Annotated in this window: 12 protein-coding genes; 5 read left to right on the forward strand and 7 right to left on the reverse strand. The window is 64.3% G+C overall.

The features are described from left to right. The first annotated feature begins 43 nt into the window (after positions 1-43). From NKH89_RS10600 to NKH89_RS10620, 5 genes are all read left to right on the forward strand, one after another. The gene (locus tag NKH89_RS10600; protein ID WP_352855148.1) at positions 44-1,069 is read left to right on the forward strand and encodes a sugar ABC transporter substrate-binding protein; all 1,026 of its coding nucleotides are present in this window, start codon (positions 44-46) and stop codon (positions 1,067-1,069) included. Between the two features lie 83 nt (positions 1,070-1,152). Then, positions 1,153-3,276, forward strand: coding sequence for an ABC transporter permease (locus tag NKH89_RS10605; protein WP_352908825.1), 2,124 nt, complete (start codon positions 1,153-1,155; stop codon positions 3,274-3,276). Continuing rightward, positions 3,273-4,331, forward strand: a complete 1,059-nt coding sequence (locus NKH89_RS10610) for an SMP-30/gluconolactonase/LRE family protein (protein ID WP_352815676.1) — start codon at positions 3,273-3,275, stop codon at positions 4,329-4,331. The genes NKH89_RS10605 and NKH89_RS10610 overlap by 4 nt, the downstream gene beginning before the upstream one ends. Continuing rightward, the gene (locus tag NKH89_RS10615) at positions 4,331-5,827 is read left to right on the forward strand and encodes a sugar ABC transporter ATP-binding protein (protein ID WP_023721268.1); all 1,497 of its coding nucleotides are present in this window, start codon (positions 4,331-4,333) and stop codon (positions 5,825-5,827) included. Before NKH89_RS10610 ends, NKH89_RS10615 begins: the two co-directional genes overlap by 1 nt. A gap of 240 nt (positions 5,828-6,067) precedes the next feature. Next, positions 6,068-6,475, forward strand: a complete 408-nt coding sequence (locus NKH89_RS10620) for a carboxymuconolactone decarboxylase family protein (protein ID WP_352788618.1) — start codon at positions 6,068-6,070, stop codon at positions 6,473-6,475. Between the two features lie 211 nt (positions 6,476-6,686). On the opposite strand, the gene NKH89_RS10625 is transcribed toward NKH89_RS10620, so the two are convergent. From NKH89_RS10625 to NKH89_RS10655, 7 genes are read right to left on the reverse strand one after another with little or no spacing between them, the layout of a single operon-like run. After that, a complete protein-coding gene (locus NKH89_RS10625) occupies positions 6,687-7,574 on the reverse strand; it encodes an amidohydrolase family protein (RefSeq protein ID WP_352788730.1) in 888 nt (295 codons plus the stop codon). Next, positions 7,574-8,707, reverse strand: a complete 1,134-nt coding sequence (locus NKH89_RS10630; RefSeq protein ID WP_352908827.1) for a vWA domain-containing protein — start codon at positions 8,705-8,707, stop codon at positions 7,574-7,576. The genes NKH89_RS10625 and NKH89_RS10630 overlap by 1 nt, the downstream gene beginning before the upstream one ends. After that, the gene (locus tag NKH89_RS10635; protein WP_352908829.1) at positions 8,704-9,585 is read right to left on the reverse strand and encodes an AAA family ATPase; all 882 of its coding nucleotides are present in this window, start codon (positions 9,583-9,585) and stop codon (positions 8,704-8,706) included. The genes NKH89_RS10630 and NKH89_RS10635 overlap by 4 nt, the downstream gene beginning before the upstream one ends. Before the next feature lie 9 nt (positions 9,586-9,594). After that, complete coding sequence (locus tag NKH89_RS10640; protein ID WP_023721264.1) at positions 9,595-10,599, reverse strand: xanthine dehydrogenase family protein molybdopterin-binding subunit; 1,005 nt, start codon at positions 10,597-10,599, stop codon at positions 9,595-9,597. A gap of 1 nt (position 10,600) precedes the next feature. Beyond that, a complete protein-coding gene (locus tag NKH89_RS10645; protein WP_023721263.1) occupies positions 10,601-11,968 on the reverse strand; it encodes a xanthine dehydrogenase family protein molybdopterin-binding subunit in 1,368 nt (455 codons plus the stop codon). A 13-nt stretch (positions 11,969-11,981) separates the two neighbouring features. After that, the gene (locus NKH89_RS10650; RefSeq protein ID WP_352481581.1) at positions 11,982-12,464 is read right to left on the reverse strand and encodes a (2Fe-2S)-binding protein; all 483 of its coding nucleotides are present in this window, start codon (positions 12,462-12,464) and stop codon (positions 11,982-11,984) included. A 31-nt stretch (positions 12,465-12,495) separates the two neighbouring features. Continuing rightward, complete coding sequence (locus NKH89_RS10655) at positions 12,496-13,290, reverse strand: FAD binding domain-containing protein (protein WP_352908830.1); 795 nt, start codon at positions 13,288-13,290, stop codon at positions 12,496-12,498.

The raw sequence follows: 13,290 nt of genomic DNA on the forward strand, positions 1-13,290 counted from the left end.
TTGGGGCCGGCCGCGAACGACATACCAAACCAGAGGATGTGACATGAAAATCATCAGGACATTTATGGTAGCCGCGGCAGCGCTTGCCGTCTCCGCCTTCGTGGCGCCAAGCTTCGCTGCCGAAGATCCGGGTCCGGCTGCCTATTCGCAAGCACTCAAGGGCAAGCGTGTGATGCTGGTGCCGATGGCGATGGGCTTCGACCTGGCACAGGGCTGGGCGCATTACCTGAAGACCGAGGTCGAGGCCTGGGGCGGCGTGTTCGAGACGCGTGACCCGAACTGGGTGGTCGATGCCGGCGCGCAGGCGATAACCGACGCGATCTCGTCTGACACCAGGCCGGACGTGCTGATCATCCATTCGCCGGACCTCAACTCCTATGCCAAGCTGATGAAGAAGGCGCAGGCCGCCGGCACCTATGTCCTGCTGGTCGACAATCCGGCGAACTTCCCGGCCGATGCCTTTGTCGGCAGCGACTGGGATCGGCTCGGCCAGCTGGAAGCCGAAGCGGCGATCAAGGGTTGTGGGCCGAACTCCTCCAAGAAGATCGGGCTGGTGCAGGGCGACCAGGCCAACTCGTCGAGCCTTTATCAATATGCCGGCATCATGAAGGTGCTGGACAAGAACCCCGACTTCAAGGTCGTGGCCAAGCCTGACTCGAACTGGGATGCGACGACCTCGCGCAACGTGACGACGACGATGCTGCAGCAGAACCCCGACATCTGCGCCATCATCGATTTCTGGGACGGCGACGCGACGGGCGCATCTGCTGCGATCCGCGATGCCAAGCTCGAGGGCAAAGTCTTTCTGGTCACCACTGGCGGTGGCGAAAAGACTGCTGATTGCGACAAGCTGCAGGACGGCACCTATGGCGCGGTGGTGATGACCGACCTTGCCCGCCAGTCGGGCGACATGAACGCCGTCATCAAGTTCCTGTTGCAGAGTGGCCAGCCAGCCGGCACCTCGCACACCTACATCTACACGCTGGAGAAGGCGACGACCAAGGCCGACCTCAAGCCAGACAGCTGCTGGGACTTGAAAGCACTGCAAGCCCAAGCTGCGGCCAAGTAAACCGCGGGTCCGTTGCAAGCATCGACGAGGTGGCCGGACCTTGTTCGGCCGCCTCTTTCTCTCTTGAGTGGCAGCAGCAACCGATGTCCTTTCGCGAACGCCTTCAATCCTGGCGCTACAATCTCGTGCCCGACCACCTTGTCGGCGAGATCCTAAGCAAACGCTGGACTGATAACGCCATTCCGTTCCTGGCGCTGGTGGCGACGCTCAGCGTGTTCGGTTCGATCATTCCCGGCTTCTTCAAGCCGATGTCGCTGCAGGAATCGACCCGCCAGCTCGGCGAATTTTCGCTGGTCGTCACCGGCATGACGGTGGTCATGCTCGGCGGCGGCATCGACCTTTCGGTCGGCTCGATCTTCGCGCTGTCCTGCTTTTCCGCCGTGTTCGTCTTTTTCATCCTCGAACAATCGGTATGGCTGGCGCTGGCCGCCTCGATCGCCACCGGGCTGCTGTTCGGCGCGATCAATGGTTATCTGATCGGCTATTTCAGGCTGCGCGCTTTCCTGACGACACTGGTCACCTTCATCTTCGGGCGGGCGCTGTTCGACATATTGGTCACCACCTATGCCGCCGACGTCCAGCTTTCCGATGCCACATCGGATGTGCTGGACTTCATCGGCGACGATACCTTCTGGGGCCTTTCGGTTGCGGTGTGGGCGGCGATTATCCTGGCCATCATCACCCATGTCGCGCTGACGCGCTCGCGGCCCGGCTGGCATGTGCAGGCGGTGGGCGGGTCGCGGCGATCGGCCCACAATGCCGGCATCCGCGTGCGCCGCACCGTGTTCATGACCTATGTGTTCTCCGGCTTCTGCGCCTCGCTCGGCGGCTTCCTCATCGCCTGCCGGCTGAGCGGGGCAGGGCCGGGCACAGGGCTCAATCTCGAGGTCATGGCTTTGACAGCAGCGGTCGTCGGCGGCGTCAGCCTGGGCGGCGGCCGCGGTTCGGTGATCAAGGGGCTGATGGGCGCGATCATCGTGCTGATGATGACCAACGGGCTGATCCGGCTGGGCTATGGCACCGGCACCAACCAGATGGTGCTGGGCATAATGCTGGCCGTCGCCGTCACCATCGACATTCGCTGGCTAAAGAACCGCCATAAGGTGCTGGACGAGGTCTACGTCGCACCGGTCTATCTGAAAATGGGCGCAACGCAGTCGGCGGCACCGGGCTCCGGCACGCCTTACGAGCTCGACAGTCGGCTGTCGAGGGCTGACCATATCGGGCTCGGCGAGCTGGAAGGGCCGGAAGACGTCATCCTCGACCGCGACGACCATCTCTATTGCGGCACCAGGCATGGCGAGATCGTCCGTTTCTTCGCGCCGGATTATAAGCGCTCGGAGGTCTTTGCGCATATTGGCGGCTTTCCACTCGGCCTGGCCTTCGACAAAACAGGCAATCTGATCAGCTGCGTCGGCGCGATGGGCCTCTATTCGGTCTCGCCGGAGCGGGAGGTGAAGCGGCTTTCGGCGGAAACGTCGCGCTCCTGGACTTCGATCGTCGACGATGCGCGGCTGCGCGATCCCAATGATTGCGACATCGCGCCGGACGGCCGCATCTACTTCACCGATTCCACCAAGCGCTATGACGCCCACGACTGGGCGCTGGACTCGATCGAGAACCGCGCCACTGGGCGGCTGCTCGTCTATGACCCGAAGGACGCTTCGACGAAGACATTGCTCGACGGCTATCGCTACACCAACGGCGTGTGCATGGCGCATGACGGCAAGTCGCTGTTCTTTGCCGAAAGCTGGGCCTGCCGCGTGCACCGCTACTGGCTGGAAGGGCCGAAAGCAGGCACCGCCGAATGCGTCATCCGCGACATGCCGGGCTACCCCGACAACATCAACCGCGCCTCCGACGGCAACTACTGGATGGCCTGGCTCGGCATGCGCACGCCGAGCTTCGACCTGTCGCTGCGCCATCCCGACATGCGCAAGCGCATGACGCGCCGGCTGCCGCAGGACGAATGGCTGTTCCCCAACATCAACACCGGCGGTGTGGTCAAATTCAACGAGAAGGGCGGCATCGTCGAAGCGATGGGCGACCTGTCGGGCGCCGCGCATCCGATGGTCACCTCGATGCGCGAGCACAAAGGCTATCTGTTCGTCGGCGGCATCCTCAACAATCGGATCGGCCGCTACCGGATTGCCGGTGCCGACCCGAACTGGACCAGCCCCGCTTCCTATTGGGGAGCGAAGCCATGATGCTGGACCCGATCCTCGACATCTTTCGCGGCAAGGCGGTGACCATCCCGCCGCTCGATGGCGCCTTCAGGCCGAATACGCTGCTGGACGATGTTGCGGCCTTCGCCGAACTGCCCGAGCCCGATAATCTGCTGGTCGCCGACGGCCGGCTGCTGGTTTCCAGTGCCAATGCCGTCTACGCGGTCACCGCCGGTGCCGCGCCGACGATAGTCGAGACATTTCCGTCCCCGGTCATCGCGCTCGCGCGCTCGCCCGCCGGCGAACTGACGGTCGGGCTCGAAAGCGGCAGGCTGTTGATCGCAGGCAAGGACGCTTCCCTGCCGGCCGAGATCCGCTGCATCACAGCGCTCGCCTACGCAGAAGATGGCACGCTTTGGCTGGCCAATGGCTCGGCCCACCACGCGCCGTCGCAATGGGCCGCGGATCTGATGAAGAAGGGCGCTTCCGGTTCGCTGTGGAAGCGCGATCCGGCAGGCAGCGAATTCCGCAAGCTCGCCGGTGACATCGCCTTTCCCTATGGGCTGTATCCAACCGGCAAGGATGTGTTGGTCAGCGAGAGCTGGCGGCACCAACTCGTCCGCTTCGATAGCGCGACAGGCAGCCGCTCGACGGTGCTGGCGCATCTGCCTGGCTATCCCTCGCGCCTGTCGCCTGCCGCCGGTGGCGGTGCCTGGCTGGCGCTGTTTGCGCCCCGCAACCGGCTGATCGAATTCGTGCTGCAGGAAACGCACTATCGAAACGACATGCTGGCGCAAGTGCCGCCGCAGCACTGGATCGCGCCGGCACTTGCCTCCAACCGCAGCTTCCTCGAGCCGCTGCAATGCGGCGGCATTCGCACCATGGGCATTCACAAGCCATGGTCGCCGAGCCGCTCCTACGGCCTGGTGGTCAGGCTCGACCGGGAGATGCGGCCGCAATTCAGCCTGCACAGCCGCGCCAACGGCACGCGCCACGGCATCTGCAGCGTGGCGGAGAAAGACGGTCGCCTGTTCATTGCCTCGAAAGGCGGCGATTGCCTGCTGGCCATCGACTTGGGTCCAGGAGGACATCGCTGATGGAACCGATCGTCCGCCTGGAGAACGTGACCAAGACCTATCGCGGCGTGCCCGCGGTGAAGAATGTCAGCTTCGAGCTGCGCAAGGGCGAGATCCACGCGCTGCTCGGCGAGAATGGCGCGGGAAAATCGACGCTGACCAAGATCATCGCCGGCGTCGTCGACGCGACCTCGGGAAAGATGTTCCACAACGGGCAGGAGATCGCCTACGCCTCGCCGCATGCGGCCCTTCAAGCCGGTATCGCCATGGTGTTCCAGGAGACCAGCCTGGTGCCGTCGATGACGGTGGCGCAGAACCTTTATCTCGGCACGGAAAGCTTTCTCAACCGGCTGCGCGGCACCTACATTTCAGCGCAGCAATTCCTGCAGTCGTTGAACTTTCCCGTCGACCCGAACGCCATGGTGGCGACGCTGGGCGCGGCCAAACGGCAGATGGTCGAGATCGCGCGCGCCGTCCACCACAATGCCGAGATCATCATCTTCGACGAGCCGACGGCGACGCTGACGCCGGAGGAGAAGCGGCACTTCTTCGCGCTGATCCGCCGGCTCAAGGCAAGGGGTGTGTCGATCGTCTTCATCAGCCATGCGCTCGAAGAGGCGCTTGATGTCGCCGACCGCATCACCATTCTGCGCGACGGCGAACTGGTGATCACCGACGACACAGCCGCCTTCGATCGCGACAGGATCGTCGCCGCCATGGTCGGGCGCACGCTGTCGGGGCAGCTCTACAGCCAGCGCGACGAGGCCAAGCTGCGCAAGGCCGGCAAGAAGGTGCTGTCGGTGCAGGACATCTCGATGAGCAATGTCGTGCGCAACAATTCCTTCTCGATCTTCGAGGGCCAGATCACCGGGGTGTTCGGGCTGATCGGCTCGGGTCGCACCGAGACGTTCAAGATCGTTTCCGGCATCTACAAGCGCGACTTCCTGCGCGGCGGCACCATAGAGCTGGACGACCGGCCGGTGCGCTATCTCGTTCCGAGCGAGGCGGTGGCGGACGGCATCGTCTATGTCACCGAAGACCGCAAGAGCGAGGGGATTTTCGAGACCATGGACGTTGCCGAGAACCTGTTCGGCGGCTTTTTGGCGGCCGGGCGGGAAAAGGGCTGGGTGATCAATGCGCAGGAGATGCGGGCGCTGTCGGCCGAATGGACCAAGACGCTGAACGTCAAGGCGATCAACGACAATGCGCGGGTGGTCGAGCTCTCGGGCGGCAACCAGCAGAAGGTGGTGATCGGCAAGGGGCTGGTGCAGAAGCCGCGCATCGTCATCTTCGACGAGCCGACGCGCGGCGTCGATGTCGGTGCGATCGCCGAAATCCACCAGATCATCAACCGGCTGGCCGATGAGGGCCTGGCCGTCGTCGTCATCTCGTCCTACCTGCCGGAGATCATGAACCTGTCCGACCGCATCCTGGTCTGCCGGCAAGGCCGCATCGTCGAGGAGTTCTCGCCGGCCGAGGCGACGGAGGAGAAGATCATGTATGCGGCGGTTCATTAGGTTCCAGGCGATGCGTACTTCGACAATTGGCGGAGTCACCAGTCCATTCGTCATCGAGGGGCGAAGCAAGGAGCGCAGCGACGCGGCGCAGACCCCAGGATGACGACGGTGAGGGCCTCTGCATTTCCAGGGTTCTGGGCCGGCCTGCAAAACGTGAATCACCAGAGCAAGTTAGCCGCATTCGCTACCAAGCCGATTCAACGACCTCTCTCATCGATTCAAACCGAAAGGAGCCTGCCCATGGCCACCACAAGACTTCTGACCGATGCCGAGGTCGAGGCGATTCCCGCTGTGAAGGCCGTGTTCGACGACATCCGCGCGACGCGCAAATCCGATTTCGTCAATAATTTCTGGCGCGGGCTGGCCAATGATCCGGTCTCGCTGAAGCGGGTGTGGGAACAGCTCAAGGCGGTGATGGTCGCGGACAGCGCCATCGACCCGCTGACCAAGGAGATGATCTACATCGCCGTCTCGACCGCCAATGGCTGCTCCTACTGCGTCCACTCGCACACGGCGGCAGCCCGCGCCAAGGGCATGACCGAAGCGCAACATGGCGAGCTGGTGTCGATCATCGGACTGGCGGGGCAGACCAACCAGATGGTCACTGCGATGCAGATCCCGGTCGATCCGCAGTTCGAGGTGCGGTGAGGCGCGGCGCCTTCCCTTCTCCCCTTGTGGGAAAAGGTGGCCGAGCGAAGCTCGGTCGGATGAGGGTGCCGGAAGGATTGCTAGCTTGAAGACGTAAGTGCTTCAAATTGCCTGTATTTCCACCGCCGCGTTCCTTCCAACACCCCTCATCCGTCTCGGCGCTGCGCGCCAATCCACTTTCTCCCACAACAAGGGGAGAAGGGAATGCGCGCTACACCGGCCGATAAACCCGCTCCGCCGTGTTCCAGTAGATATCGGCCTCGGCGGCTGCGCCGTGCTTGCCCACCGCTTCCCGGTGCGCCTTGATCAGCTCGGCGTGGCTGGTCCACAGTTTCTCGATCGGGAAGTTCGATCCGAACATCAAATGGTCGCTGCCGAGGATGTCGATGGCATTGTCGACGATATAGCTGATCAGCGCCGGGTCGTTGCGGTGGACGAAGGTGCCGAGGCCGGACAGTTTTGCATAGAGGTTGGGGGCCGCTGACAGCGTGCGCAGGCCGGCTTTCCAGGCCTCGGTGGTCTCTGGCTCCATGTCGGTCAGCATGCCGGCGTGGGTGAGGATGAAATTGGTCTCGGGGTTCTCGCCGACAAGCGTCAGCCCGTCCTTCATCTGGGCGGGGAAAAGCTGCAGGTCGAAGGACAAGCCGTAGTCCTTCAGACGCGCCACATTGGCCCGCACCTTCGGGTCGATGACCTGATCGGCCGAGGCAGCGAAGCGGAAGGCCGGCATTTCGTGCCAGTGCAGCTGCATGCGCACGCCGCGCAGCAGGGGGTATTTGATCAGCCGGTCGATCTGGGAACGCACGTCGTCCACGGTCATGTCGGCATAGCCGACGATGGCGTGCGGCCAGCCGGTTTGTTCCGCGGTTTTCTGCAGGAAGGCGACCTCATTCTCGAAATCCTCCTTGGCCCAGTTGGTCTGGACATAGACCGCCTTCTCGACGCCCGAGCCTTGCTGGTCGGCGAGGAATTCCCCGATAGGATAGTCGCGGCGGATCGGCTCATACGGTCCGAAGATGCGCGGCACCATCGGCCCGACCAGCCAGGGCTGGTCCTTTTGGCGCCAGATGTGGAAATGCGCGTCGATCGCCTTCTGCATCACGAAACCCTCCTCCAGATTGCCGCGGCCGCCGGGGCTGGGCGGGCGAGCGACAGGATGAAATCGGTGAGGCCGGCGATCGACGAACCGTCGACCAGGTCGTCGAGCACTGGCAGGATGGCGCGAAGCGCTGCCGTCGCCGGCCGAAAGCGTGGATCGCCGGCCAACGGCGTCGCCAGCGAAAGCCGAAAGGCGCGGGCGCTCAGCCGGCGCATCGCCGTCTTCAGCTCGGCATGATCGCCGCGCTCCAGCGCATCCGACAGGATGACGATCGCCGCCCCGCGCGCAAAGGCCGAAAAACGCGGCACCGAGAGGAAGGCAAGCAGTGTCGGTCCCATGCGGGTGCCGCCGTCCCAGTCGTCGACCTGGGCAGCGGCGCGGGCCAGCGCCTGGTCGCGGTCGCGAATGCGCAGCGCCGAGGTGATACGGGTCAGTCGTGTGCCGAAAGTGAAGACCTCCGCCCGGTCGGCGCCTTGCACGGCCGCATGCGCCAGCTTGAGATAGTCTGAGGTGTAGAGTTTCATCGAGCCCGACACGTCGATCAGGATGAGTAGCTTGCGTGGCACTGTCTGCCGCCGGCGCAGCAGCGGCGAGGGGATATCGCCGTCGGCACTGACGATTTCGCGCAGCGAGCGGCGCAGGTCGAGCTTGCCGCGCGCATGCGTGCGCACCGTGCGGAAGGAGCGGCGGGCGGGCAAAGCGGTGGCGAGCTTGCGGCGGAAGGCGGCAAGCCCGTCGCTATCGCGGCTGAATTCGCGGACGCTCAACTGTTCGCTGGCCGAAGACAGTTCGCCGCCTTGCTCCTGGCGGACCACCTCGATTTCTTGTTCGCTGGTTTCGCCGTCATCCTTGATGCGGGTTTCCTCGTCGGCCTCGCCTCCGACCACTGCCGCGGTGCTGCCATAGAAATGGCTCCGAAAATGCGCCTCGAATTCGTCGCGGCGGTCGGGCGGCGGCGCCAGCGTGGCGAGCGCCGCTTCGCGGATGTCGGCCATCGAGCGCGGCCCAAGCAGCGTCACCGCTTGCATGAAGCCGGAGACCTGCTCGGGCGCCACTGAAAAGCCATAGCGGCGCAGCAGCCGGCCGAAGCCGAGGAAGGGCGTCGCCCCTTGAGGCAGATCCGCGGGGCTCACGCCAGCGCCTCCTCGACAATCTTGCCGAAGTCGGGCGCGATGCAGGAAAGGTCCTCCTCGTCCTTGATCAGCACGCCAATGGCGCGGCGAAACGCTTCCGGCCACGGACTGCCGCCTTTTTCGAGGATCGTCGCGGCGTTCGCCCATTCGACCGCTTCGGCGATGCCGGGCGGCTTCGCCAGCGGGCGGGCGCGAATGTCGCGCACTGCGGCAGCCCCCGCGCGCGCCGTGGCCTCGGCGACGTCGCCGGCGCGCAGCATGATGATCTCGGCTTCGCGCCGGGCGTCGGGATAGGTGATCCAGTGGTAGACGCAGCGCCGCCGCAGCGCTTCGGCAAGCTCACGGGTGCGGTTCGAGGTCAGGATGACGATCGGCTGCGCAGTCGCGCGAATGGTGCCGCGCTCGGGAATGCTGATCTGGAAATCGGACAGGAACTCCAGCAGCAGCGCTTCGAATTCATGGTCGGAACGGTCGATTTCGTCGACCAGCAGCACGCGCTTTTCCGGCGCTTTCAGCACCTGCAGCAGCGGCCGCGCGATGAGAAAGCGGTCGTCGTAGATGTCGACCTCGTGCTCACCGGCATGGCGGATGGCGAGCAACTGGCGCTGGTAATTCCATTCGTAGAGCGCATGTGCGGCGTCGATGCCCTCGTAGCATTGCAGCCGCACCAGGTCGCGCCCGAGCACCTCGGCAATCGCCTTCGCAGCTTCCGTCTTGCCGACGCCGGGTGCGCCTTCGAGCAGCAGCGGCTTTCCCAGCCTGATCGCCAGGAAGATGGCGGTGGCCAGGCTTTCATCGGCGAGATAGCGCGAGGCGGCGAGGCGCGACGCCACCGCCTCAGGCGAGGTCGCGACTGTCTCAGCGCTTCTCTTGGGCATTTTCAGCACTCAGTTCGGGGCTTGCGCCTTCAGCGCCCGCAGGATGCGCTCCGGCGTGATCGGCAGCGTATCGATGCGCACACCGACAGCGTCGAAGACGGCATTGGCGACCGCCGGGATCTGCGGGTTGGCGCACATTTCGCCCGGCCCCTTGGCGCCATACGGCCCGTCCGCCGAGGGCCGTTCCAGCACGATGATCTCGGTTTGCGCGAGATCGCCAGGACCCGGCATCAGATATTGGTTGAAGTCGGTGCCGCCATGGTCGCGGTTGGGATAATAGGGCTCGGTCGTTTCGTAGAGCGCATGGCTGATGCCCATCCACGAGCCGCCAACGAGTTGCTGCTCGACCATTTTCGGGTTCAGCGCGCGGCCGATCTCAAACACGTTCTTCACCGTCAGCACGGTGACCTCGCCGGTCTCGTCGTCGACCTCGACCTCCGCCACCGTGCAGGCATGGGCGTAGCAGGTAGACGGCTTCATCGCTCCGGTCTCTTTCTCCGGATAGGAGCGGGGGATCAAAAACATGCCGCGGCCGGAAATCGAACGGCCGCGCTTGAAATGCGCCGACAGCGCGACATCGAAGATCGAGATCGATCTTTGCGGCGCGCCCTTGACCAGGATGTTGCCCTCGCCATCGGTCTCGAGGTCCGAGGCGTTCACCTCAAGTTCCTCGGCCGCCACTTCCAGCATCACCTGGCGGGCTTCCCTGGCGGCCTGGATGACCGCATTGCCGGCCCGATGCGTGCCGCGCGAGGCGAAGGTGCCCATGCAGTGCGGGCCGGTGTCGGTGTCGGCGGTGTCGACGACGACGCGGTCGGTCGGTACGCCGATCGTCTCGGCGCAGATCTGTGCCATGATCTGCTTCATGCCCTGGCCCAGGTCGACGCTGGAGAGCGTGACCATGAAATTGCCGGTCGGCGTCGAATGCACCAGCGCCTGCGTCGGGTCGCCGCCGAGATTCATGCCGGTCGGATAATTGATCGCGGCGACGCCGCGTCCGCGCCTGATCGCCATCTCAAGCTCCCTTCGCGTAAGACGACATCGTCATGAACTTCTCCGCCACCGGCCAGTTGGCGGCGCGCGAGGCTTCCTGCATGCACTCGATCAGCGCCGCCCCCTCCGTCGGCTGCCGGTGTGCCTTCATGTCGCCGTCGCGGTAGGCGTTGATGAAGCGGAATTCGAGAGGGTCCATGCCGATCAGCCGGGCGAGCTTGTCCATCTGCACCTCCAGCGCGAAGTCGCCGATGGTGACGCCGAAACCGCGCATCGCCGAGGACGGGGTACGGTTGGTGTAGACGCAGTAGGTGTCGATCCAGACATTCGGGATCGTATACGGGCCAGGATAATGCCCGGCGCCCTTCTGCGCGCCGTAGGGCGAATGGCGCGAATAGGCGCCGGCATCGGTGTAGCCGGTCACTTTCCGCGCCACGATGCGGCCGTCGTTCATGACGCCGTCCTTGATGACGACCTTTTCGGCGGCGCGCGGCGAGGAAATCTGCATCTCCTCCTCGCGGCTATAGACAAAACAAACCGGTCGTCCGGTTAGTTTGGCGCCGAGGATGGCGATCGGCTCGACGATGACGTCGACCTTGCCGCCAAAACCGCCGCCGACGGTGCCGCCGACGAAATGCAGCTTGTTGCCGGGCATCTGCAGGATGATCGAGGCGTTGTCGAGCGTGAAGAACATCGCCTGCGTGTTGGTGTAGCAGGTGAAGCGGTCGTTGCCCTCCGGTGCGACGATGCAGCCGGTCGTCTCGGTCGGCGCATGCTCGATCGGCGAGGACTGATAGGTCTGTTCGAGCACGTGGTCGGCTGTGGCAAAGCCTGCCTCGACATCGCCAAAGCGCACCTTGCGGCATTCGCCGCTGTCGTAGAGGTAATAGTTCCGGCCGTGATACTCGTTGACGATCGGCGCGTCGGGCTTCAGCGCTTCCTCCATGTCGAAGACGGCCGGCAGCACCTCGTAGTCGACCTTGACCTTGGCGGCGGCTTCCTGCGCGGCGCGCTCGGTCTCGGCCAGCACCGCCACCACCGCCTCGCCCTTCCAGCGCACCTTGCCGTCAGCCAGCACCGTCTCGTCCTCCGGCCCGATCTGGATCAGGATCAGGATGGTGTAGACATTGTGCGGCACATCCTTGGCGGTCAGCACCTTGACGACACCCGGATGCTTTTCCGCCTCGGACGTATCGATGCTGCGTATGCGGGCGTGATGGTGCGGGCTGCGCACCATCTTCAGGTGCAGCATGCCGGGAAAATTGCGGTCGGCGAAATAGGTGGTCTTGCCAGTGACATGGCCGGGTGAATCCGAACGCGGCCGCGGCTGGCCGATCTCGTGCAGATCGTCCTTGCGCTGGTCGGCGAAATAGCTCTTGCGGAGTTCCATTTTCTTAACTCCCTCAAACCGCGTTCTGCGAATTGGAGCGCGCGGCGGTCAGCACCGCCTGGATGATCGGCTCGTAACCGGTGCAGCGGCAGATATTGCCCGACAGCGCCTCGACCACGTCCTCGCGGCTGGGGTTCGGCGTGTGATCGAGCAGTACCTTGGCTGCCATGATCATGCCCGGCGTGCAGAAACCGCATTGCGTGGCGAAAGCATCGAGGAAAGCGCGTTGCAGCGGATGCAGCACGCCGCCTTCCGAAAGCCCCGACGTCGTGGTGACGGCCGCACCGTTGCAGGTCTCGGCCAACGTCAGGCAGGACAGCCTGAGCTCGCCATCGATGATGACCGTGCAGGCGCCGCAAGTGCCTTGATGGCAGCCGCCTTTTGGCGAGGTGTCGCCGATCTTGTCGCGCAGCGCGTGAAGCAGCGTCGTGCCGCTGTCGATGAACTCGGCCTTTTCGGCACCATTGAGCGTGAACTGAACCGGGACCTTCGCCATCTTTATTACTCCTTGCGCCGCAGCCAGGGCTTCAGGCGAGCAGCAGCCGGCCGAGATGGACCGGCAGGACTTCGTTGCGATACCAGGCACTGGCGATCGGATCGGTTGGCGGCGAAGTGCCGTCGTGGGCAACGGCCAGTGCCGGTGCGATGCCGTCTGCGGTGAGTTTGCGGCCAATCAAGGCTTTCTCCGCCGTCCTGGCACGGATCGGCCGGCCGGCCATGCAGCCGAGCGCGATCCGCGCTGACGTGACAGTGCCGTCCGGCGTGTGTTCCAGCATGGTGGCGATGCTCAGCACCGAGACGCCCTTTGGCTTGACCCGCGACACTTTCAGGAAGCGAAAACCGCCTTCCTTCGGAAGCGTGAAGCCGACCGCAGTGACGATGGCGTGATTGCTCTCGCGCTTTGCCAGAAAGGTTTCGATCGGCAGCTCGCCGTAGTCGGTGGTGACGGTTGCGTCCAACGCCAGCAGTGCAACGGTGAAATCGCCGTAAGGCGTTGGCGCGAAGAGATTGCCGCCGACCGTAGCCATGTTGCGGATCGCCGGTCCGCCGACGGCGCTCGCGGCGTGGGCCAGTGGAGCGAGATCCGGGTGACGGGCGATCGCCGCCATGGTCACCGAAGCGCCGATGCGGACCTCGCCGCCGGAAATGTGGATGATCGACAGCGCCGGTTCGGTCGACCGGATGAAACCGGAAATCGACACGTCGCCTTCGTTGGCGGCGCGCACGACCAGTGTGCCGCCACCGAGATAGCGGGTGCCGGCGGCCTTCAGCGCGGCGCCAGCGTCCTTCACCGTCGGGAAAGTCTGCAGTGCAAGCGCCAT

It is taken from the genome of Mesorhizobium sp. M0923 (assembly GCF_040319365.1).
Classification (GTDB): Bacteria; Pseudomonadota; Alphaproteobacteria; order Rhizobiales; family Rhizobiaceae; genus Mesorhizobium.

Excerpts from the sequence above, each read along its gene's own strand:
- NKH89_RS10625 (WP_352788730.1), bottom strand. The coding sequence starts at position 7,574 with ATGCAGAAGGCGATCGACGCGCATTTCCACATCTGGCGCCAAAAGGAC.
- NKH89_RS10650 (WP_352481581.1), bottom strand. The coding sequence starts at position 12,464 with ATGGCGAAGGTCCCGGTTCAGTTCACGCTCAATGGTGCCGAAAAGGCC.
- NKH89_RS10605 (WP_352908825.1), top strand. The coding sequence starts at position 1,153 with ATGTCCTTTCGCGAACGCCTTCAATCCTGGCGCTACAATCTCGTGCCC.
- NKH89_RS10635 (WP_352908829.1), bottom strand. The coding sequence starts at position 9,585 with ATGCCCAAGAGAAGCGCTGAGACAGTCGCGACCTCGCCTGAGGCGGTG.
- NKH89_RS10645 (WP_023721263.1), bottom strand. The coding sequence starts at position 11,968 with ATGGAACTCCGCAAGAGCTATTTCGCCGACCAGCGCAAGGACGATCTG.
- NKH89_RS10655 (WP_352908830.1), bottom strand. The coding sequence starts at position 13,290 with ATGGCGCTTGCACTGCAGACTTTCCCGACGGTGAAGGACGCTGGCGCC.
- NKH89_RS10610 (WP_352815676.1), top strand. The coding sequence starts at position 3,273 with ATGATGCTGGACCCGATCCTCGACATCTTTCGCGGCAAGGCGGTGACC.
- NKH89_RS10640 (WP_023721264.1), bottom strand. The coding sequence starts at position 10,599 with ATGGCGATCAGGCGCGGACGCGGCGTCGCCGCGATCAATTATCCGACC.
- NKH89_RS10620 (WP_352788618.1), top strand. The coding sequence starts at position 6,068 with ATGGCCACCACAAGACTTCTGACCGATGCCGAGGTCGAGGCGATTCCC.
- NKH89_RS10600 (WP_352855148.1), top strand. The coding sequence starts at position 44 with ATGAAAATCATCAGGACATTTATGGTAGCCGCGGCAGCGCTTGCCGTC.
- NKH89_RS10615 (WP_023721268.1), top strand. The coding sequence starts at position 4,331 with ATGGAACCGATCGTCCGCCTGGAGAACGTGACCAAGACCTATCGCGGC.